At 65.8% G+C, this 22,370-nt stretch carries 14 protein-coding genes; 6 read left to right on the top strand and 8 right to left on the bottom strand.

The genetic code is table 11. The features are described from left to right. The first annotated feature begins 23 nt into the window (after positions 1 to 23). The 4 genes from QZM72_RS00270 to asnB all read left to right on the top strand — a co-directional run bounded on the left by QZM72_RS00270 (position 24) and on the right by asnB (position 8,666). Positions 24 to 3,263 (top strand): efflux RND transporter permease subunit, encoded by a 3,240-nt coding sequence (locus QZM72_RS00270; RefSeq protein WP_089471085.1) that lies wholly within the window; start codon positions 24 to 26, stop codon positions 3,261 to 3,263. A 49-nt stretch (positions 3,264 to 3,312) separates the two neighbouring features. After that, the gene (locus QZM72_RS00265) at positions 3,313 to 4,731 is read left to right on the top strand and encodes an efflux RND transporter periplasmic adaptor subunit (protein ID WP_301736771.1); all 1,419 of its coding nucleotides are present in this window, start codon (positions 3,313 to 3,315) and stop codon (positions 4,729 to 4,731) included. Positions 4,732 to 4,762: 31 nt separating this feature from the next. After that, the gene (locus QZM72_RS00260) at positions 4,763 to 6,271 is read left to right on the top strand and encodes an efflux transporter outer membrane subunit (protein WP_301736770.1); all 1,509 of its coding nucleotides are present in this window, start codon (positions 4,763 to 4,765) and stop codon (positions 6,269 to 6,271) included. A 574-nt stretch (positions 6,272 to 6,845) separates the two neighbouring features. After that, positions 6,846 to 8,666 carry an asparagine synthase (glutamine-hydrolyzing) gene (asnB, locus tag QZM72_RS00255; RefSeq protein WP_301736769.1) on the top strand — a complete coding sequence of 607 codons (1,821 nt, stop codon included), beginning with the start codon at positions 6,846 to 6,848 and terminating at the stop codon, positions 8,664 to 8,666. 245 nt (positions 8,667 to 8,911) lie between these two features. Here asnB and QZM72_RS00250 read toward each other — a convergent pair whose 3' ends face one another. From QZM72_RS00250 to QZM72_RS00225, 6 genes are all read right to left on the bottom strand, one after another. Further along, the gene (locus QZM72_RS00250; RefSeq protein ID WP_301736768.1) at positions 8,912 to 10,372 is read right to left on the bottom strand and encodes a heavy metal sensor histidine kinase; all 1,461 of its coding nucleotides are present in this window, start codon (positions 10,370 to 10,372) and stop codon (positions 8,912 to 8,914) included. Beyond that, positions 10,369 to 11,046, bottom strand: coding sequence for a heavy metal response regulator transcription factor (locus tag QZM72_RS00245; RefSeq protein WP_050014215.1), 678 nt, complete (start codon positions 11,044 to 11,046; stop codon positions 10,369 to 10,371). Before QZM72_RS00245 ends, QZM72_RS00250 begins: the two co-directional genes overlap by 4 nt. Positions 11,047 to 11,366: 320 nt before the next feature. Beyond that, positions 11,367 to 12,767 carry an efflux transporter outer membrane subunit gene (locus tag QZM72_RS00240; protein WP_301736767.1) on the bottom strand — a complete coding sequence of 467 codons (1,401 nt, stop codon included), beginning with the start codon at positions 12,765 to 12,767 and terminating at the stop codon, positions 11,367 to 11,369. Positions 12,768 to 12,838: 71 nt separating this feature from the next. Beyond that, positions 12,839 to 14,833, bottom strand: a complete 1,995-nt coding sequence (locus QZM72_RS00235; protein WP_301736766.1) for a MacB family efflux pump subunit — start codon at positions 14,831 to 14,833, stop codon at positions 12,839 to 12,841. 4 nt (positions 14,834 to 14,837) lie between these two features. Continuing rightward, a complete protein-coding gene (locus tag QZM72_RS00230; RefSeq protein ID WP_301736765.1) occupies positions 14,838 to 16,019 on the bottom strand; it encodes an efflux RND transporter periplasmic adaptor subunit in 1,182 nt (393 codons plus the stop codon). A 322-nt stretch (positions 16,020 to 16,341) separates the two neighbouring features. Next, entirely contained in the window at positions 16,342 to 16,587 is a 246-nt protein-coding gene (locus QZM72_RS00225) for a hypothetical protein (RefSeq protein WP_301736764.1), read from the bottom strand. A gap of 458 nt (positions 16,588 to 17,045) precedes the next feature. On the opposite strand from QZM72_RS00225, the gene QZM72_RS00220 reads away from it, so the two are divergent. Next, complete coding sequence (locus QZM72_RS00220) at positions 17,046 to 18,698, top strand: PAS domain-containing sensor histidine kinase (RefSeq protein ID WP_367620011.1); 1,653 nt, start codon at positions 17,046 to 17,048, stop codon at positions 18,696 to 18,698. Continuing rightward, positions 18,680 to 20,059, top strand: coding sequence for a sigma-54 dependent transcriptional regulator (locus QZM72_RS00215; protein ID WP_301736762.1), 1,380 nt, complete (start codon positions 18,680 to 18,682; stop codon positions 20,057 to 20,059). The genes QZM72_RS00220 and QZM72_RS00215 overlap by 19 nt, the downstream gene beginning before the upstream one ends. An 80-nt stretch (positions 20,060 to 20,139) precedes the next feature. On the opposite strand, the gene QZM72_RS00210 is transcribed toward QZM72_RS00215, so the two are convergent. Further along, a complete protein-coding gene (locus QZM72_RS00210) occupies positions 20,140 to 21,705 on the bottom strand; it encodes a methyl-accepting chemotaxis protein (RefSeq protein WP_301736760.1) in 1,566 nt (521 codons plus the stop codon). A 101-nt stretch (positions 21,706 to 21,806) separates the two neighbouring features. Continuing rightward, positions 21,807 to 22,280: a hypothetical protein gene (locus tag QZM72_RS00205; protein ID WP_301736759.1), complete on the bottom strand. Its 474-nt coding sequence runs from the start codon at positions 22,278 to 22,280 to the stop codon at positions 21,807 to 21,809. Between the last annotated feature and the right edge of the window lie 90 nt (positions 22,281 to 22,370).

Below are 22,370 nucleotides of genomic sequence, written 5' to 3'. Positions count from 1 at the left end.
GCCCTGCTTCGAGGAGCACCATCATGTGGATCGTCCGGCTGGCGTTACGCAGGCCCTACACGTTCGTCGTACTCGCGCTGCTGATCTTCATCGCGGGGCCGCTCGCGCTGCTGCGCACGCCGACGGACATTTTCCCGAGCATCGACATTCCGGTCGTCAGCATCGTCTGGTCGTACAACGGCTTCTCCGCGGAGGACATGGCCAAGCGGATCACGTCGAACTACGAACGCGCGCTCACGTCCGACGTCGACGACATCGAGCACATCGAGTCGCAGTCGCTGAACGGCGTGTCGGTCGTGAAGATCTTCTTCCACCCGGGCGCCGACATCAATCGCGCGATCGCGGAAGCCGCGAGCAACGCCGCGTCGATCCTGCGCATCCTGCCGCCCGGCACGCTGCCGCCGAACATCATCACCTACAACGCGTCGACGGTGCCGATCCTGCAGCTCGGGCTGTCGAGCGACACGCTCGCCGAGCAGCAGCTGTACGACCTCGGCAACAGCTTCATCCGCACGCAGCTCGCGACCGTCCAGGGCGCGGCCGTGCCGCTGCCGTTCGGCGGCAAGATCCGCCAGATCGTCGTCGATCTCGATACGCGCGCGCTGCAGGCGAAGGGCCTCGCGCCGATCGACGTCGTGAACGCGATCAACGCGCAGAACCTGATCCTGCCGGGCGGCACCGCGAAGATCGGCACGCACGAATACAACGTGCAGATGAACGGCAGCACGCAGACGGTCGCCGCGCTGAACGACCTGCCGGTGAAGACGATCGGCGGTAATGTCGTCTATGTGCGCGACGTCGCGCACGTTCGCGACGGCTACGCGCCGCAGACCAACATCGTGCGGGCGGACGGCAAGCGCGCGGCGCTGCTGACGGTCGAGAAGACCGGCAGCACGTCGACGCTGACGATCATCGACCAGGTGAAGACGATGCTGCCGAAGATCGCGGCCGGGCTGCCGAAGGCGCTGCACATTTCGCCGCTCGACGATCAGTCCGTGTTCGTGAAGGCGGCGGTCCAGGGCGTCGTGCGCGAGGCGCTGATCGCCGCTTGCCTGACCGCGCTGATGATCCTGCTGTTCCTCGGCAGCTGGCGCGCGACGCTGATCATCGCGATCACGATCCCGCTCGCGGTGCTCACGTCGCTGCTCGCGCTGTCCGTGCTCGGCCAGACCATCAACATCATGACGCTCGGCGGGCTCGCGCTCGCGGTCGGCATTCTCGTCGACGACGCGACCGTCGCGATCGAGAACATCACGCATCATCTCGAACTCGGCGCGCCGCTCGAGGAGGCCATCCTGACCGGCGCGGGCGAAATCGCTGTGCCGACCTTCGTGTCGACGCTGTCGATCTGCATCGTGTTCGTGCCGATGTTCCTGCTGACCGGCGTCGCGCGCTATCTGTTCGTGCCGCTGGCCGAGGCGGTGATCTTCGCGATGATCGCGTCGTACTTCTTCTCGCGCACGCTGGTGCCGACGCTCGCGATGGCGCTGATGCGCGCCAAAGGGAGCAGCCGGCCGCCGCGCGGCGTATTCGCGCGCATCGCGCGTTTCCAGGCCGCGTTCGAGCATCGCTTCGAGGCCGTGCGGCTGCGCTATCGCGCGCTGCTGTCGGCGGCGATCGCGCGGCGCCGCCGCTTCGCGGCCGCGTTCCTGCTCGCCTGCATCGCATCGACCGGCCTCTACGCATTCGCCGGGCAGGACTTCTTCCCGTCGGTCGACACCGGCGAGATCCGCCTGCACCTGCGCGCGCCGACCGGCACGCGAATCGAGGAAACCGCGCGGCTGACCGACGAAGTCGAAGCGAAGATCCGCAACGTGATTCCGGCGAACCAACTCGCCGGCGTGCTCGACAACATCGGCGTGCCGGTGAGCGGGATCAACCTCACGTACGACTCGTCGGATCCGATCGGCACCGAGGACGCCGACGTGCTCGTCACGCTGAAGCCGAATCACGCATCGACGGCCGCATACGTCGCGAAGCTGCGCAACGTGCTCGCGCAGTCGTTCCCCGGCGTGACGTTCGCGTTCCTGCCGGCCGACATCGTCAGCCAGATCCTCAATTTCGGGCTGCCCGCGCCGATCGACATCCAGATCGTCGGCAACAAGCTCGACCAGAACCGGGCGGTCGCGAATGCGCTGCTCGCGAAGCTGCGCGGCGTGCGCGGGCTCGTCGACGCGCGCATCCAGCAGCCCGGCGACGAACCGGCGATCAACGTGAACGTCGATCGCACGAAGGCGATCCAGGCCGGCCTCGAACAGCGCGACGTCGCGCAGAACCTGCTGATCGCGCTGTCCGGCAGCTCGCAGACGACGCCGAACTTCTGGCTCGATCCGCGCAACGGCGTCAGCTATCCGGTGCTCGTGCAGACGCCGCAATACACGGTGAATTCGCTGCAGTCGCTCGCGAACGTGCCGCTGCCCGCCGGCACCGCCCGCTCGCCGCAGACGCCGGCCGGCGGCCCGGCCGCGGGCGTGCCCGCGCAGAACCTGCTCGGCTCGCTCGGCACGTTCTCGCGCGCGACGCAGCAGGCCGTGGTGTCGCACTACAACGTGCAGCCGGTGCTCGACATCTTTGCGTCGGTGCAGGGGCGCGACCTCGGCGGCGTCACGGGCGACGTGACGAAGCTCGTCGACGCCGCGCGCGCGCAACTGCCGCCCGGCTCGTCGATCGTGCTGCGCGGCCAGGTGCAGGCGATGCACGAATCGTTCACGGGCCTGCTCGGCGGCCTCGTGCTCGCGATCTCGCTGGTCTACCTGCTGATGGTCGTGAACTTCCAGTCGTGGCTCGATCCGCTCGTGATCGTCGGCGGGCTGCCGGCGTCGCTCGCCGGCATCGCGTGGATGCTGTTCGTCACGCACACCACGCTGTCGGTGCCCGCGCTGACCGGCACGATCCTGTGCATCGGCATCGCGACCGCGAACAGCATCCTCGTCGTGAATACGGCGCGCGAGCGGCTCGCGGGCGGCGAGCCGCCGTGGCAGGCGGCGCTCGACGCGGGCTTCAGCCGCTTCCGGCCCGTCGTGATGACCGCGCTCGCGATGCTGATCGGCATGCTGCCGATGGCGCTCGGCCTCGGCGACGGCGGCGAGCAGAACGCGCCGCTCGGCCGCGCGGTGATCGGCGGGCTCGCGTTCGGCACGGTGTCGACGCTGCTGTTCGTGCCGGTGCTGTTCGGCTTCGTCCACGCGTGGCTCGCGCGGCGTCGCGACGCCGCGGCCGCCCGGCGCGCGCAGCACGCGCCCGATACGCCCGCGCTGCGTTGAGCGCGGACGCCCCCTTCCCATCCTTCGATTCGCCCGACCCGGACCCATCATGAACGACTCGATCGAACCCGTCGCCCCGCCGCCCGCCGCCGAAGCGGCCACCACGGCCACCGCGGCCGCAGCCGTGCCGCCCGCCGTGCGCGGCGCCGCCGCCGACACCCCGCCGGCCCGCCGCGGCCGCAAGCTGGCCGTGCCGCTCGCGGCCGCCGCGCTCGCCGCCGCGCTGCTCGCGCTCGGCATCGTGCCGCGTATCGATGCACGCGCCGCGCAGCGTGCGCAAGTGGCCGTGCAGCAGGCGCTGCCGGTGTCCATCGTCGTGCCCGGCGCGGCGCCGGCCGACCAGACGCTGACGTTGCCCGGCTCGGTCGCGCCCTATGCGGACGCATCGATCTATGCGCGCACGAGCGGCTATATCGCGCACTGGAGCGTCGATCTCGGCACGCACGTGAAGGCCGGTCAGACGCTCGCGCAGATCTCGGCGCCCGATCTCGACGCGCAGCTGCGCCAGGCGCGCGCCGACGAAGCGAGCGCGCAGGCGAACTACGACTATGCGAAATCGACCGCGCAGCGCTGGCAGGACATGCTGAAAACGCAGTCGGTGTCGCAGCAGGACACCGACACGAAGGTCGCGGACATGAACGCGAAGCGCGCGATGCTCGCGTCCGCGCAGGCGAACGTCGCGCACCTCGCCGAACTCGTGTCGTACGAGTCGGTCACCGCGCCGTTCGACGGCGTGATCACCGCGCGCAACGTCGACGTCGGCACGCTGGTCACAGCGGGCGGCACGCCGGGCAGCCCGGGCCTGTCGGGCGAACTGTTCCATCTCGAACAGACGGACATGCTGCGCGTGTTCGTCGACGTGCCGCAGGACAGCGCGAGCGGCGTATCGACCGGCACGCCGGTCTACCTGACGACACCGCAGTATCCGGGGCGGCGCGTGGCCGCGCGTGTCGCGCGCAGCGCGGGCGCGATCGATCCCGTCACGCGCACGCTGCGCGTCGAGATCGACGTCGACAACCGCGACGGCACGCTGATGCCCGGTGCGTATGCGCAGGCGCATCTCGTCTTGCCGAGCGCGGCGCCGGCGCTCGACCTGCCGGTCAGTGCGCTGCTGTTCCGCCCGAACGGCGTGACGGTCGCCACCGTCGGCACGAACGGCCGCACCGCGCTGAAGACCGTGCAGATCGGGCGCGATTTCGGCACGCGCGTGGAGATCGTCGCGGGGCTCGCGGCGACCGACCGTGTGATCGATAACCCCGGCGATGCGATCACGGCCGGGGAAGCCGTGAAGATCGTGGCGACGTCGCACGATGCGGCGCCGGTTGCGGCTTCGTCTGCTTCGTCTGCTTCGTCCGCGCAAGCCGCGCAACCGGCGTCCGCCGCCGGTGCGCGCGACGTGCCGCCGCTGCGCGCGGCCGGCATCGCGCCCGCTGCTTCAACGCCCGCTCCGGCGCCCGCCCGCGGCTAACCCATCGACGCCCATCCACGAGATGCCTGCCATGCGCCTTCTTCATCCGCTCCCGTTCGCTCGCCGCATCGTCGCGCTCGGCGCCGTCGCCGCACTGACCGCCTGCTCGACACTGCCACCCTATTCGCCGCCCGCCGTCGCGGTGCCCGCGCACTACGCGGGCGCGCCGGCCGCACCGGCTGCGCAAGCCGGCTGGCGCGCCGCAATGCCGGCCGACGCCGCCGCGCGCGGCGCGTGGTGGACCGTGTTCGGCGACGCCGACCTGAACGCGCTCGAAGCGCGCGTCGACGTGTCGAACCAGACGGTGAAGAAAGCCGTCGCCGACCTGCAGCAGGCACGCGCGATGGTCGACTATCAGCACGCCGGGTTCCTGCCGACGATCACGGCAGGTGTCGCGCAAAGCCGTGCGCGCGTGTCGCAGAACCGGCTCGGCTCGTCGCTCGCCGGCAAGACGACGCCCGACTACCAGGCCGGCGTGGCCGCGAGCTGGGAGCCCGACGTGTTCGGCCGCGTGCGCGACGCGGTAACGGGCGCGCAGGCGAATGCCGCCGCGAGCGCGGCCGACCTGCAGGCCGTGAAGCTGTCGGTCACGGCCGAACTCGCGACCGACTATTTCGCGCTGCGCTCGCTCGACACGCAGAAGCAGTTGCTCGACGACACGGTACATGCGTACGCGGACGCGCTGACGCTGCTCAAGCAGCAACTCGCGGCCGGTGCGATCGACGCGTCGGCGGTTGCGCAAGCCGAGACGCAGCTCGAATCGACACGCACGCAGGCCACCGACATCGACGCGTCGCGCGCGCAGTTGCAGCACGCGATCGCGACGCTGGTCGGCGAGAGCGCATCGACGTTCGCGCTGCCGCCGCGCGTGCAGGCATTCCACGTGCCGGCCATTCCGGCCGGCGTGCCGTCGCAATTGCTGGAGCGGCGGCCCGACATCGCGGCGGCCGAGCGTCGCGTCGCGGCCGCGAACGCGCAGATCGGCGAGGCGTGCGCCGCGTTCTTCCCCGATCTCGTGCTGTCGGCCAGCGCCGGCCTCGAAAGTTCATTCTTCGCGCCGTGGCTCGCGGCGCCGAGCCTGTTCTGGTCGCTCGGCCCGCAACTCGCCGGCACGCTGTTCGACGGCGGTCGCCGCAGCGCGTCGCTGCGCGGCGCGCATGCGCAATACGACGGCGCGGTCGCCGATTACCGGCAAACGGTGCTCGTCGCGTTCCAGCAGGTCGAGGATCAGTTGTCCGCGATCGATGCGCTCGCGTCCGAAGCCGGCAGCCAGCAGCGCGCGACCGACGCGGCCGACCTGTCGCTGCGGCTGACGACGAATCGCTTCAACGCGGGCGCCGTCAGCTATCTGGACGTGGTGACCGCGCAGACGATCGCGCTGACGAACCGGCGCACGGCCGATCAGATCGACGCGCGCCGGATCGAGGCCGAAGTCGGGTTGCTGAAGGCGCTGGGCGGCGGCTGGCAGGCGAGCGCGAGCGCAAGCTCAGGCGCGGAATCGAAAGCCGACGCGAAAGTCACGAACACGATGTACCCGTAACGTTTTCTGTCCTTCACCCTGGTTGCCCCGCTTCTGGCAGTCGGGAAAAAATTCCAGATGTGGGAGGGCGAGGCGATGAGTTCGTTCTGGCGTGTGTCCGGAGATACAGGGGCAAGTTCACTGAGCAGCAGCAGGCCGTTGTCAAGGTGTTTCCATGAGGTGCGTCGAACGCCAAACGATGGTGTTGAAGCGTGGGCTGGACGTTCGCCAACGCTCAATGTGAACCTCCGACGCCCTGTAAAACAAGCACTGGCGTCGCCCCACCGGGCGTCGGACGATGATTGTATCGTTGTGCATGCACCCAATTTGTTGATCATCTGCTACGTGCACGCTATGCTCTTGTCATAAGTCGCTTTCCTCATCACGCCACTCATGAACCCCATCTGACATTGCAAGCTCTTGAAGGCGCATTGGCCACATCTTCGCGCATACACCCCCCATTTTTTGCATGAGCGCAACGCGTGCAGACACGAAAAGAACGTCGCTCTCAGCCTTTGCTGACGGCACTACCACGAGTTTTCCCAGTAGCAGTATCCGTGGTGACTGTTAGCAGAAACTTCGAACGGCAACAGCAATGGACCATGCTGTTGCCCGCCCCCGTTCAACTGGGCGTGCCCGTCTGATGTGCGGCTTAGCTGGGCTGATTCGCCATGACGGCCACGCGCCCGCACAGGTCGAGCGGGTGCTCGCGATGCGCGAGCGACAACGGCATCGTGGGCCGGATGGCCGCGGCTTATGGCATGACCAACACGCCGTGCTTGCTCACGACCGTCTGGCTTTACTCGACGCCGAACATGGCGCGCAACCGATGTGCAGTGCCGACCATCGTTACGTGCTGGTCTACAACGGCGAGATCTACAACTACGCGGAGTTACGCCGCGAACTGAGCGGGCACTGGTCGTTCCGCACGAACACCGACACCGAGGTGGTGCTCGCCGCGTATGCGGTATGGGGCGAAGCGTGTCTTCGGCGCTTCAACGGCATGTTCGCGTTCCTGGTATGGGACGCCCATCGTCAACGAGCCTTTGCCGCGCGCGACCGGCTGGGCGTCAAGCCGTTCGTTTACCTGCAGCAGGGGGCGGAATTCCTGTTTGCGTCGGAGGCCAAAGGACTGCTGCCTGCGATGCAAGCGCCGCGTGCGAATATCGACGCCGTGCTGGAATACCTGGTGGCGCCGTTCTTCAGCGGCGTGACCCAACCGATGTTCGATGGCATGGCGTACCTGCCGCCCGGCCATCTGCTGCGCGTGGATCGCGATGGCTTGCAGCTATCGCGCTGGGCGCCGGAGATTGCCGAAAACCCCGCTGCGAAGGCCGACGATGTCGCCCACGCGCTGCGCGAGCGCCTCGCCGCGGCTGTCCAGCGTAGCTTGATCTCCGATACACCGGTCGGCCTGTTTTTCAGCGGCGGCCTCGACTCCACGCTGATAGGCGGCCTGGCGCGAGCGGCTGGTGCGACACCGTCCTGCTTCACCATCCGTTTTGAAGATCACCATCGCTACGACTACATGCGTTCGCTGATCGTGGCTTCCGACGATCAACCTTTCGCCGAACAGGCTGCGAACGAATTGGGCCTGCCGCGCGAAGACGTCGCACCGACGCGCTCGACACTCGCCCAGGATCTGCTGCAACTGGCCACGCAAAACGATGCACTGCCCGCGTGGGAACAGGAGCTGGCGCAACATTACTTGGCGCGAGCCGCCAGCACGCGCGTCAAGGCGGTATTGGTGGGCGATGCAGCGGACGAAACGCACTACGGTTATCACTTCCTGCTCGACCCGCACGCCACCCGCGATCCGACCCATATCCTTCAGCGCTTGACCGCCGATCCCTATCTACGGCCCGGCGTGCTGGCGCAACCGTTGCAACACTACGGCGAGGTCTATCGCGAACTGGCGACCGCAGCCGGACACGATTGGCATACGCCTGCCTCGCGTGTGCGCGCCACGCAATGGCTGGTGCGCCATCGTTGGTTGCAGCGGCTGTTGCATAACGGCGATATCCACGGCATGGCGCATGGACTGGAAGCGCGCGTCCCCTTCAGCGATACCGAAGTATTGGACCTGGCCGCCACCATTCCGGCCGAGCTGGCGCTACGTGATGGCGTGGAAAAAGCCATGTTGCGTGAAGCGTCGCGCGGTGCGTTGCCGGAAGCCGTGCGCCTGCGCAGGAAGTCGGCCTTACCCAAGGATCAAGGCAACGGCGAGGCATTGCGCCAGCACGCCCGCGAAATACTGGCGACGGACGCCGACCGCATCGCCGGTTTGCTCGACGTACCGCGGCTGCGGCGCCGCTGCGCCGATCCGTCCCCGCTGAACGAGCACGAGCGCGCCGTGATGTTTCGGGCTTGCTCGCTCGCGCACTGGTCGCGGGCTCACGGCGTGAGCATGCCATGAGGCAGCCCTCGTTTTGCGTGGTGCCCGAGAACGAGCATCTCAATCCTCCTATCGAACCGGATCAGCGCGTGCGAACCGGTAAGCTTCGAGGTGGCGTTCTACGCGCCAACCATCCCGGCCTTGGTCGGGTTCGTGAAGGCGCTGGGCGGCGGCTGGCAGGCGAGCGCGAGCGCTGACTCGGGATCAGGCGCGGAGTCGAACACCGGCGCGAAGGAACCCGCGGCCGCCGTGCGCCCGTGCCGCCGTCAAGCAACTGGCGGCCGGTTGAACGTAAGCACGAACCGCGTGCCGCGCGCATCGCTTTCGACCTGCGCGGTGCCGCCGTGCAGCTCCATCACCGAGCGCACGATCGCGAGGCCGAGCCCGGCCGTGCCGCCCGGCGCGCCGCCGCTGCGTGCCGGGTCGCCGCGCACGAACCGGTCGAAGATCCGCGGCAGCAGTGCGGGATCGATCGGCTCGCCCGGATTCGCGACGACGACGCGCACCGCGTCCGGCGTTTCGTCGACGGCGAGCGTGATGACGCCACCGGCAGGCGTGTAACGCAGCGCGTTCGCGAGCAGGTTGCCGACGGCCCGCCGAAACAGCTCGACGTCGGCGGTCAGTTGCCCGTGCCCGTCGACGCGCAGCGTCGAGCCCGCTTCGTCGGCGAGCCCCTCGAAATACTCCGCGATGCGCTCGAGTTCTTCACGCACGTCGAACGCGCGCTGCCGCGTGACGAAACTCGGATGCTCGGCGCGCGCGAGGAACAGCACGTTCTCGATCATCCGCGCGAGACGGTCGTATTCCTCGAGATTCGATTCGAGCAGCGTCTGGTACTCGTCGACCGAACGCGGCCGCGCGAGCGCGACTTCGGTAGCGCCGCGCATGTTGTTCAGCGGCGTGCGCAAATCGTGCGCGAGATCGGCGCTGAATTGCGACAGATGCGCGAAGGCCTGCTGCAGGCGGCCGAGCATCGCGTTCTGCGCATCGACGAGCGCGCGCAGCTCGGGCGGTGCGCGCGACGCGTCGAGCCGCGTGTCGAGCTTGTCGACCGTGATCCGGCCGGTGTCGTCGACGATCTCGCGCAACGGCGCGAGCGCCCGGCGAATCAGCCAGTAGCCGAGCAGCAGCGCGAACAGCGCGCCGAGCCCGCCGGCGAGCTCGAGCCGGTCGCGGTAGCCTTCGAGCAGATCGGCCCGGTCGCGCATGTTGCGCGCGATCGCGATGCGGATCGGCGTGCGGTCGCCGAGCGCGGCCTCGATCACGACGCCGCGCATCGGCATGCCGCCACCGGCGGTCCACGTGACGAGCTGGTCGGTCGTGATCCGGTCGTTCGCGGGAACCGGCACCGCATGCGGCGCGAACAACTGCGCGTCCGCCAGCGGAACGGATGCGGCCGCGGGCGCGTCGTCGAGCGCGGCGAGCCGGACGTTGTGGCGCGCGAGCACGTCGCCCTGCGCATCGACGACGACCATCGACAGCGCCTCGTTGCCCAGCACCTGGCTCGTGAGCCGCTCCGCATGCGCGCGAACCGCATCGAGCGACTCGAGCTCGCCCGCGAGCCGGCGCGTGTGGCGCGCGGCCAGCACGATGTCGAGGTCGTCCTGCGTGTTCACCTGCCGCTCGAGGCCCGCATACACATACGCGCCGACGAGCGCGAACGCGGCGAGCGTGGTCACGGCGAACGCGAGCGCGAGCGTCGCCGCAAGCGAGCGCGGGCGCGTCATGCGTCGTCCTTCGGTTCGAGCACGTAGCCCACGCCGCGCACGGTATGGATCAGCTTGACGGGGAACGCGTCGTCGATCTTCGCGCGCAGGCGCCGGATCGCGACCTCGACGACGTTGGTGTCGCTGTCGAAATTCATGTCCCACACGTACGACGCGATCTGCGTTCGGCTCAGCACCTCGCCCTGCCGGCGCGCGAGCAGCTGCAGCAGCGAGAATTCGCGCGGCGTCAGGTCGATTCGCGTCGCGCCGCGCTTCACGCGGCGGCGCACCACGTCGATTTCCAGATCGCCGACCACCAGGTGTTCGGTCTCGCGCGGCGGCCCGCGACGCGCGAGCGTGCGGATGCGGGCGAGCAGTTCGACGAACGCGAACGGCTTCACGAGGTAGTCGTCGGCGCCGAGTTCGAGGCCGTGCACGCGGTCCTGCACGTCGTCGCGCGCGGTCAGGAACAGCACGGGCGTCGTGTGCGTTTCGCGCAGCCGCTTGAGCACGCCCCAGCCGTCGAGCACGGGCAGCATCACGTCGAGCACGATCACGTCGTAACGCTCTTCCTGCGCGAGCATCAGCCCTTCGGCGCCATCCTTCGCGAGATCGACGCTGAAGCCCGATTCCTCGAGCCCCTTCTTCAGGTACGCGCCCGTCTTCGGTTCGTCTTCGACTATCAGGATGCGCATGGCCGGCTCCGTCGCTTTGGTGGGGACATCCGGCGATGTTACCCGGAAATGGCGACACGGCTGCGCTCCGTGCAAGCGCGGATGGCGTAGATGACAAAACGGTAATCAAACGGTCAGCCTGGCGTGCGGCGCGGCGGGTCGAGCGTGCCCGCCTTCTGGTCGAATGCCTCGAACAGGACGCCAGCCCGGCGAACACGGCCCGGCCCGAGCGGTGGCTTCAAAACGAGCCCTCGACCACGGTCGACAGGCCGTTGATATCCATCAGCGAGTCGACCGCGGTCTTCGAGTGGCAAGGCGTCTCGTCCGCACCTCGCCGCCGGCTATCTTCCGCCGAGCGCGACGTAAAGGGCGACCTGATTCGTGAGGATCGAATAGCGTGCGTTCGCGAGTTCGGCATCGGCGTTGCGGCTTGCCTGCTGCGCGTCGAGCCAGTTTTGCAGCGGAATCGAACCCGCCCGGTACTGCCAGCCGATGCGTTGCTCGCTTTGTCGTGCTGCTTCGAGCGCATCGGCCCATTGTGTGATTTCGGCCTGATAGTCGGCGCGCGCAGCAAGCGCGTTCTCCACATCAGCGAGTGCCTGATAAAACGTCCTGGCGAATGCAACCGCCGCGGCGTCATAGGCTGTTTGTGCCGAACCCACCTGCGCTTTCATCGTCCAGACATTCAGAAACGGCGCCGCGACATCGGCTGCGATCGTGCCGAGCGGGTTTTGCAACAGATTGCGCAATGCGTCGCTCGCGGTACCGGCCGACCCCGTCAACGTGAGGTTGGGGTAGAAACTGGTCCGTACGGCATCCACCCTTGCGAGCGTGCTTCGCGTGCGCAATTCCGCCGCCATGACGTCCGGACGGCGAACGAGCACGGAGGCCGGCACGCCCGCGGCGACGGCGGGCAACGGGGTCGTCAGACGCGCCGAAGGGACGACGAAGACTTCGCCTGGTGGCTGACCGAGCAAGATCGCGAGCGCGTTTTGGGTTTGTGTTCGCTGCGCCAGTAGAACACTGCGCGACGCGCGTTGCGACGCGAGCGATTGACGGGCCGCAAGCAGGTCCACTGCCGTAATCGCCCCCGACGCATACCGGACATTCGTCAATGCCAGCGTTTGCTCGCCGTAAAGAATCGATGCATCGCTCTGTTCGATCTGTTCCGTCAGCAGCGCGAGCAACCAGTAGTCTTGGGCGACCAGGGATGCGACGGTCATCTTGACCGTCCGCTCATCCTGCTCGGTTGCCCGCGCCTCCCAGCGCGATGCATCGGTCGAACTCGCCAGCGAACCCCATAGGTCGACGACGTAGCTAGCCGATGCGAGAAGCGACTTCGAATGCGACACGACGCGCGTGCCACGCAGCGAATGAGAATTCGACAACGCCGCACTCGAGCTGATCAGGGGCAATTGATTTGCGCGGGCGAGATCGACGGCAAATTGCGCCGCGCGCAGATTGACGACGGCGGTCTTGAGATCGTGATTGCCCGCCAATGCGCGCTCGATAAGCCGGTTCAGTTCCGGATCGCCGAACGCGTTCCACCACGGGTCGATATTCGCATCACCGCCGGGGTTCGCTGCCGTGTCCGCCGGCGACGACCTGGACGCGGCGGATTCTGCCTGCCAATGCCGGGGAATCGAGACGTCGGGCCGCGTCCATGTCGTGCGCGTCAACGTCCCGCATGCGGAGACGCCCAGCGACACGATCACCAAGGCGATCGTGCCGAATCGCGACATCGACCTGGACGCTCGAACCGGTCGTAGAACCGTACGTGTCAAAACAGCATGCAGTGAATGAGAGAACGTGTTCATTCGCGGGCCAGTGCTTCTGCCGGGTTGAGGCGCGCGGCCTGACGCGCCGGGAAGTAGCCGAACACGACACCGACGAGCGCGGCACTGGCGAACGCGGTCACGACCGAGTCGGGCGACAGCACCATGTAGAAGCGACTATGAGGCTCGGAAAAAAACCGGATGATCCCGAACGCAAGCGCCACGCCGACCACGCCACCGGCGACGCATAGCCAGACGGACTCGATCAGAAACTGATCGCGAATATCGGAGCGGCGAGCGCCGATCGCCATGCGGATGCCGATTTCATGGGTGCGCTCCGTCACCGACACGAGCATGATGTTCATCACGCCAATGCCGCCGACAAGCAACGAAATGCCCGCAATCGACGCAATAAAGAGGCGAAAAGTTTCGTTCGACGCCGTCGCGACCTGAAACAAGGCGTCCGAATTGAAGGTCGTGAAATCGATGGCGCCATGGCGCATCTTCAGAACCTTGTTGATGCCGGCAAGCGCGGCGCTCGAAGGTATGCCGTCGGCGAGCCGGACGGTCACGCTCTGGAGGTTGTACGAGCCGGTCATACGCGACATGACCGAGGTGTACGGCATATAGACTCCCAGCGTACCGGGTGCAAACGACATGGCGTTCGAACCCGCCACGCCGATCACATGGCCCGGCAGATTTCCGACGAGTACCACTTTCCCTATCGGCGAATCGGAGCCGAACAGCGTTTGCCGGGCCTTCTCATCGACGACGACAACCGGAGCGTTCGATTCGACCAGCGACTCGTCGAAAGGGCGGCCTTCAATCATATGGATGCCGTGGACGCGAAAATAGTCGGCGCCCGTGCCATGAACCGTCGCGGATACGTCTTTGTTGCCCACGCGAATCGTTCCTGTGCTCGTCACTTCCGGCGTCACGCTATCAATGTAGCTTTGCGCCTGCAGCGCGTGCACGTCGCCGAGACTCAGCGTATGAATCGAGTTCGCACGCAAGTCGCCGGCCATCCGTCCTGGATAGATGCTGATCGTGTCCGTACCAAACTGCCGTAAATGATCGATGATCGCCCTGCGGCTTCCTTCGCCCCGCGCGACCATGCACGCGACCGACGCAATACCGGCAATAATGCCCAGCATCGTCAGGAATGAGCGCAGACGATGGTTCGCCGCCGAGTGCATGGCAAGCCGGAATGCTTCGATGAGCCGGCCCAACGCGAGCGGCTGCGCATTTTTGCGTCGAAGCAGGACCGCAGGCTCAATGGGCGAGGCAGACGACACATCGCAGGCGTTCGCCGATCGCGTCGATTCAGGGCGACTGTCTCCGACGATGCGCCCGTCGCGAATCTCGATGATGCGGCGCGCATGCCGGGCGACGTCCATATCGTGCGTGACGATGATGATCGTATGGCCCTGCCCGTTGAGCTCGTGGAACAGCGCCATCAGTTCTTCGCCGCTCTGGCTGTCGAGTGCGCCTGTCGGTTCGTCGGCGAGAATGACGTCGCCGCCGTTGATCAAGGCGCGCGCGATGCTGACCCGCTGCTGTTGACCGCCAGAGAGTTGCATCGGCCGATGGCCGAGGCGGTCACCCAGACCCAGGCGCTCGAGAAGCTTCCTTGCTCGTCCGCGTCTTTGTTCCGCGTCGAGGCCCGCATAGACGGCAGGTGCTTCGACGTTGGCGAGTGCGGTCAGATCGTTCAGCAACTGATAGCGCTGGAATACGAAGCCGAAATGCTCGCGACGCAACTGCGCGAGCGCGTCTGCGTCGAGCGACTGCGTCTCGACTCCGGCGATCCGGTAAGTACCGGACGTCGGCGTGTCGAGACAACCGAGGATATTCATCAACGTCGATTTTCCCGAACCCGATGCGCCGACGATGGCCACCATCTCACCTCGCTCGATGCGCAGACCGATCTGGTGCAGGACGGTAAGCGCCGCCTCGCCGGCGCCATAGGTGTGGCTCACACTATCGAGTTCGATCAGCGCCGGATTCGACGTCCGTGCGTGTGGCGTGGACATTCCGTTACCCTGCAATGCCGTAAGGGTCACGCGGCCCCGCGCCGGAAGACTGACCGACGACGATACGATCGCCCGCCCCAAGGCCGCTGACGATCTGCACGACGGTGTCGTTGGCAATGCCGGTCCGTACCATCCGGCTCGTGACGGTGCCGTCGGCCGCCAGCACCCGCACCATCGCGCGCCCGTCGCGCGGCGGTGCGGTCAGTGCAGCGACCGGCAGGACCGCCACGTGTCGCGCCCGCGCAAGCACGACCGACACCTGTGCCGTCATCGAAATGCGAAGTCGATGATCGGGATTCGGCATATCGAGCCGGCCGTTGTAATAGATAGCCGTATTCGTCGCCGACGAAGTGGTCGTGGGACTGGTTGTCGTGTCGGTCATGATCGAGTCCGGCGCGGGCTCGATGGCTTTTAGCGTGGTTTCATATCGATGCGACGGGTCGCCGAGAATCGTGAAATAGGCGGGCAGGCCAGGCCTGAGCCGCACGACGTCGGCCTCCGAGATTTGCGCCTTGACCTGGATCGTGTCGAGGCGCGCGATCTTCACCAGATTCGGCGTCGTCTGATTGGCGTTGACGGTTTGGCCCTCTACCGCGAGCACGGCAACAACTTCCCCGTCGCTCGGGGCGACAATGCGCGTGTAGCCGAGCGTGACGCGCGCGGTGTCCACATTGACCTGCGCTACCTTCATCTGGGCATGACTCGTTTCGACATTCGCGCGAGCCACGTCGAAGGCTGCCTGTGCCGTTTCCAAATCGGCATGCGCGCCGGCGTCATGTTCAGCCAGTTCCTTCTGCCGTCCCAGCGCGAGCCTGGCCTGGACAAGCGACGCCTCGCTCGAATGCACTGCGGCCACCGCGCTTTGCAATTGCGCCCGAGCCGTGTCCAATGCGTAGATCTGTGGCTGCGAGTCGATTTCCGCGATCAGTTGACCTTTCCTGACATGATCGCCGAGCGCCACGTGCATCGACTTGATCTGGCCGTTGACCTGCGCGCCGACGCTAACGAGATCCGCCGCGCGGATCGTTCCCACGGCCTCGACGGTGGACTCGATGTCCTGATACGAAACCTGGGCGGTAACGTATTGAATATTTGGCTTGTCGTGCCGTGTATATCTATATGCGACGACAGCCGCTGCGGTAATCGCGAAAGCCAAGATGAAATACTGAATAATTTTCTTGTTCACGCCCCATCTGCCTTATTCTGCGAAGCCTTCGCTCTCTCGCTCGTTGTTGTCTCGCCTCCGAATTCCCGGATCGACACAGCGTCAACGGTCAATTCAGATTTCCGCATTGGCCGTCAACTTCGATCCGAATGCCATGGTAACCCGCGAAAACTGGAATAATTTTGCTTTTTCGTTCCCGCAAGGGGAGCAGCAGTGAGTGGTGGCATCAATGCGTCGGCGTAAAAACGGTATGAGATTCCACATGCGACGCCTGTATTAATTTAAAAATAGCTCAGTGAAATAGCGAATCTGTCGGCCCCTATGGTCACGTATCCAGAGTCGACTACAGCCACGGACGGGCTCGCTCCTCCCGTATCGAACAGCAAGACACGAACGTAGCATCAAGTACGAATTCGTAAAGATATTGAAAGACAATACGGTGCACGATTAGCAATATCGGGATCACGAAGGTTTGCAGCCAGTCGTCCAGCGCAGTGCCGACGCGCTCGTACGCGTCGTCGAAGCCGAAGCCCTCGGGGCAATCCGGCGAAGCATCGGCTTCGATCGACCCGCCGAATGCCGGGTGCAACGCCCGCGCGTTCGCGGCCTCGATCGATGCGATGCCGAGCCACGGCCGACGAGGCCACCGAATGCACCTCAATAAAAGTCAGCCCGCCTACCTGCGGTACGGACCCATCTGCGTGCGTGTTCCGAAGGCCCGACCTGCTTGCGCGCAACGTCCCAACGCTTCCGGGATGACACTTTCACGCTCGCGGCGTGACGGTGTCGGTTCGGGACCGCATTGATTTATTGACCGCGCACCGCGCGCAAACGATTGCGCACAAGACGAAAGCAAAACGTTTATGTACCATTCAGATAATAAGGATCACTTCCAGATACGAACACGAACCGTGTCTGACACATGGATTTCATTATGTACTTAAGACGGGCGTGAAACGGGACGCTCGTCGCCCCGCGCCCATGTGGGTGCTTCCGCGCCTCCACCGCCTGGTTATTGCACATACCGCCTGCCCCATTGCTTCGAGCGTGACCGAAATCGGCGCGCTCGTCCGTCGCTCGATCGTCGACACACACGCGAACGCGATTGCCCTGCATTGCGCAGACCATTTCCATGAGCACCGACGTAGCACCCTTCAACGCAAGACCATGCCGCTAGTCAGACCGAGGTTTTCAACGCAATTGTCGCTACTCAGGGCACTTGCCGCAGTGTTGTGCGCGTCGCTGGTCGCAATCGTCTGGTTAATGGCCAGTTGCACCGAAGGCCAGCGGATCGCATCCGCCAGGCAGCGCGCGAGCGACGCGTGCGAGGCGATTGCTTCCCACTACACGCTGTCGTTACCGCACGCGACGGAGCCGAACGTTCAACTGTTGCACGACGTGCTCAACGCAGCCCTTGCCGCATCCGCGGGTATCGAGGGAGGGTTCTGGCGGGCTGGCGCGTCGTATTCCGCGCCGCCGGCGAGTGCGCCCGAGCATGCTGGTGGATTCCTGGCCTACGCGTTTCCCTCTTACCCCGGCAGCGGCATCAAACGCGACATTCCGGAAGCGGAAACGCCGCTGATCCTGAGCGCACTCTCCGCTGCTTCCACCGCCGTTCGTACTGCCGCCGAGATAGTCGGACGACGCCGCGAGGCAGTCATCGCGACCGCGTGCCCCGTGAACGGACATACCGGGCTCTATGCGTGGACCCTCGTGCGCGCGCAATCGATGCTGGTCCACCAAGGCGACACCATCGTAGCGACGTTCGCCGTCGTTCTGGCGGTGCTGTTCGCCGTTTCCCTGTATCTCGCATTCGCCCTGTGCGCATGGCGTGACAAATTCGAGCGGCTCGACACCGCGCTCTCGAACGACGACGCCGATTCGATCGGCAGCATCTCCTGCCCGGGCGAACCGGAGCTCGATCGAATCGCGCATGCATTCAACCGCTGGATTGCGCGTACCCGCGACGCTCGCGAACAGGCGAGCGAACTGGAAACTCGCCTCGCTCACGCGCATCGCGTCGCGCTGCTCGGCACACTGGCCGCCGAGGTTGCGCATGAAATCCGCAATCCGGCCGGCGCGATGCGCTTGAAAGCCGAGAACGCGCTGGCCGGCGATGCTTCCCGGCAGCAATCGGCGCTGCGCTCGATACTCGGCCAGATCGAGCGCATCGAAATCCAGGTGTCGAGGCTGCTGGCGCTCACCCAGCCCATTACGCCGCGCATCGAGCCGGTCGATCCGGGCACGTGGCTCCCGGAAAGCGTGCAGACGCATGACGAGCTCGCGCGCAGCAAGGGCGTCGCGTTGACGGTGGCCTGCACTATGCCGACAGCACCCACCGGAGAAACGACCGATCGCCCCGTTTTCGATCCCGCCCAGATGCGTCGTGCGCTCGACAATCTGATCGTCAATTCGCTGGCGCACGTTCGACCGGGCGGCACGGTTCACATCGAAGCCAGCCGTCGCGCTTCGCCATGCGGCGTGCGCTTCGTGCTCGAAGTCGCCGACGACGGCCCCGGCGTGGCCGAAGCCGAGCGCGCGCGCATCTTCGAACCTTTCGTCAGTGCGCGGCCCGGCGGCTGCGGGCTGGGTCTCACCCTGGTTCGAGAGATCGCGGCGTCGCACGGCGGCAACGCCTATCACGCCGCCACCCCTACTGCCTGCTTTGTCATCGATATCCCATGGCGACCATCCTGCTGATCGACGACGACGATGCCTTCCGCGAAGGATTGTCCGAAACCCTGACCGATCTCGGTCACGAAACCCTATGCGCCGGCACGGGCGAGCACGCGCTCGCCCGCATCGAGCGAGGTCTGCAACCCGCCTGCATATTCCTCGACGTCCGGCTGCCCGACATGGACGGAATAGCCGTGCTCGAGAAACTGCGGCGCGTCGACCGACTCGCGACGGTACCCGTCGTGGTATTGACCGCCTATGCCCGTAGCGGCAACACGATCGCCGCGATGCGCCTGGGCGCGTTCGACCACCTGGCGAAGCCGGTCGGCCGCGACGATATCGCGTGCCTGCTCGAGCGCATCTTCGCGGCGCATTCTCCGTCCGACGCCGTTGCCCATGCGCACGCGAACGTCGACACATTCGACGAGCCTGTCGGTGCGGAGCCGCGCTTGCTCGGCATCAGCGCGGCGATGCGCGAAGTACAAAAATGTATCGGCCGCGCGGCAGCGTCGGACGCGACCGTTCTCATCACCGGGGAAACGGGAACCGGCAAGGAAGTCGCGGCCAGGGTGCTCCATGTCGAGTCGTCGCGTAGCGGCCGCCCGTTCGTTGCCGTCAATTGCGCGGCGATTCCTCACGAGCTTCTCGAAAGCGAGCTCTTCGGCCATTGCAAAGGCGCTTTCACGGGCGCCACGGCCGCACGGACGGGCCGAATCGTCGAAGCCGATGGCGGCACGCTTTTTCTGGATGAAGTCGGCGACATGGCGACCTGCATGCAGGCCAAGCTGCTGCGCGTGCTGCAGGATCAGCAAGTCACCCCGCTCGGCGTCAACCGGTCCATTTCGGTAAACGTCCGCGTGATTGCGGCAACCCACCGGGATCTGCGAACCATGGTCGCGAACGGAACGTTTCGCGAAGATCTGCTTTACCGACTCAACGTCATCCCCATTCATCTGCCGCCGCTGCGCGAGCGGCTGGCCGATATCCTGCCGCTCGCCGTTCATTTTCTCGACACGACGTCGAACTCGACTACGACGAAGCGGCTGTCCGTGCAGGCGGAGCGCCGCCTGCTCGCGTATGCGTGGCCGGGCAACGTACGCGAGTTGCGCAACGCGATCGCTCGCGTGAATGCGCTCGCGCCCGGCGCCGTCGTCACCGGATGCGATCTCGCGTTCCTCGACGAACCGGGTGTTCCGTCGCGCGACGCGCTGCTGCCGGCGGCGATGCTCAATCGTCCGCTATCGGAGGCCCTCGCCGCCGTCGAGCGCGAGATGATTCTGCGCACGCTGTCACTCACCGGCGACAATCGCGCGGAAGCGGCGAAGCGGCTCGGCATCAGCCGCCAGTCGCTGTACACGCGCATGGCGAACCTCGATATCGGCTAGCGTCGGATTGCCGGACATACGGGTCCGGGCGCGTCGACACGCGCGCTGCCGCACCGCCGGCAAAGCCGTGTCGCCCGGCGCTACAGTGCTTCACCGCGTCCAAGCTGAAAAACCGAGACGACCTCCACCAGTTCCCGTGACTGCTGGCGCAGATTGATCGCGGCCGCCGCCGTTTGCTCGACCAACGCGGCGTTTTGCTGCGTCGTGCGTTCCATCTGGCCGACGGCTTCGCCGATCTGGGCCACGCCGAGCGATTGCTCGGTGCTCGCGGCGCTGATTTCGCTCATCGTCTCGGTGACGCGACGAATCGAGTTCACGACTTCCGTCATCGCCACCCACGCGCGCTCGACTTCCGTCGAGCCTTGAGCGACGCGCCCCACGCTCGAGCCGATGAGCTTCTTGATCTCCCTGGCCGCATCGGCGGAACGTCCGGCCAGGCTGCGCACCTCGCTGGCCACCACCGCGAAGCCTCTGCCCTGCTCGCCGGCGCGCGCGGCCTCCACCGCGGCATTCAAGGCCAGGATGTTCGTCTGAAAGGCAATGCTGTCGATGACACCCGTGATGTCCGAGATCTGGCGGGAACTGTCGTTGATGCCCTTCATGGTTTCCACGACCTGATTGATCACTTCGCCGCATTGCGCGGTCACCGTGGACGCATTCATCGCCAATTGATTCGCTTCGTGAGCGTTGTCGGCGTTCCGTGCGACGGTGGAACTCAGTTCCTCCATGGAGGCGGCGGTTTGCTCGAGCGCGCTGGCCTGGCTCTCCGTGCGTGAACTGAGATCGTCGTTGCCCTGCGCAATTTCGGCGCTCGCCGCCGCGAGGTTATCCGAGCCGCGGCGCACGTTGGACACCACGCGAAGCAGTGCAGCCTGCATGTCACGCAAGCTGCCGAGCAATTGGCCGAGTTCGTCCGTGCCATGAACGTCGACACGAACGCTCAGGTCGCCTCTGGCCACGCGATGCGCGACGTCCGTCGCGCGCATGAGCGGCCGGGTAATACTGCGGGTGATCAGCCATCCGCATACCACGCTCAGCAGCATGCCGACCATGCCGAACGCGATCATCAGCGTGCGCCCGAATCGATAATTCGCGTCGATCTCGGCCGCGAGTCCGTCGATTTCTTCGCGCTGGTACTTCACCAACGCGTCGACCTTTTCGACAAGTTGCCGCGCGGTCGGTATGAACTGCTGTTCGAGCAACTGGTCGGCCTGTTCCGCCTGTCCTTCCTTCTTCAGCGCATAGATCTGATCCCGGATCGCGAGGAAGCGCTTGCGTTGCTCGCCGATGGCGGCGAACAAGCGCTTTTCCGCGTCCGACGTCATCAATGCCTCGATGGCCGTCTGCTTCGCCGCGGACACTTTCGATGCGGCAATGGCTTCGTCGTTGAAATAGTTGGCCAGCCCCGGATCGGCGCTCTTGGCAATCGCGGTAGTACGCGTGACCGCGACGCTGATTTGTCGGGACCAGTCATTGACCAGCCGCTCGGTCTGCAACGGCCTGGCAACCATGTCGCGGGTGGCCTGGGCAACGGAAGACAGACGCGCCAGTCCGATGACGATCCCGATCAACGACATCGCCAATACCATCGCAAAACCGAGCCCCAGCCGCTTGCCGATGTTCAACTTCGAAATAACGGTCAACATACCTGTCACTTGTTTGTGTTGTTGAAGAAATGGATGAATTGCAGATACGTGACTCGCAAGCGTATGTCGCGACATGCCGAAGCAAGACCATTTCTACTGCATCAAAAGATCAACATGTTCTCGGCGATCGCGTGCTTCAACTCCTTCAGAACGAGCGCGAGAAGACGAGATACCTGCATGTCGACCTCGTCGCCCTCGAAGGTAACGAGGGCCCGCACCCTGTTGCCTTCGATACCGCCGAGCCAGTCGAGGTCTTGCGGGCGCGTCGACCACACCAGCAACGGCACGCCTCGCGGCAATCGACTCGATCGGCAATCCGCGCGCGTGTTCGCCGCATTGGGACCGTCACCCGACATGAGCGACTCGCTCCATGCACGGTGGGCATCGACGGGATCGTCGATCTGGAGAAGCGCGACTTCCGGCATCGCCGAGAAGCAGGCGACGGCCGCCGAAACCGCGGCCGCGCCGGGGCTCGGATCGATGACGACACACACGCGGGCCCGCTCCGAAGGCGGTAACAGCCAATTCCACGTCGACGCGGCCAACGATATCGTGTCCAGTTTCCTTGCACTCATTGCGATCTCACCTCGCCTGTCGTCGAAACAGTCTCGGCCGCACCCGGCGAAGCCATCGCCCGGCGGTGCGGGGTTCTCTCGATGCGCTGC

The organism is Burkholderia sp. AU45388, assembly GCF_030481585.1.
GTDB classification, from domain to species: Bacteria; Pseudomonadota; Gammaproteobacteria; order Burkholderiales; family Burkholderiaceae; genus Burkholderia; species Burkholderia sola.
The sequence above is the reverse complement of the archived record's forward strand: the minus strand, read 5'-3'. Positions and strand labels throughout refer to the sequence as shown.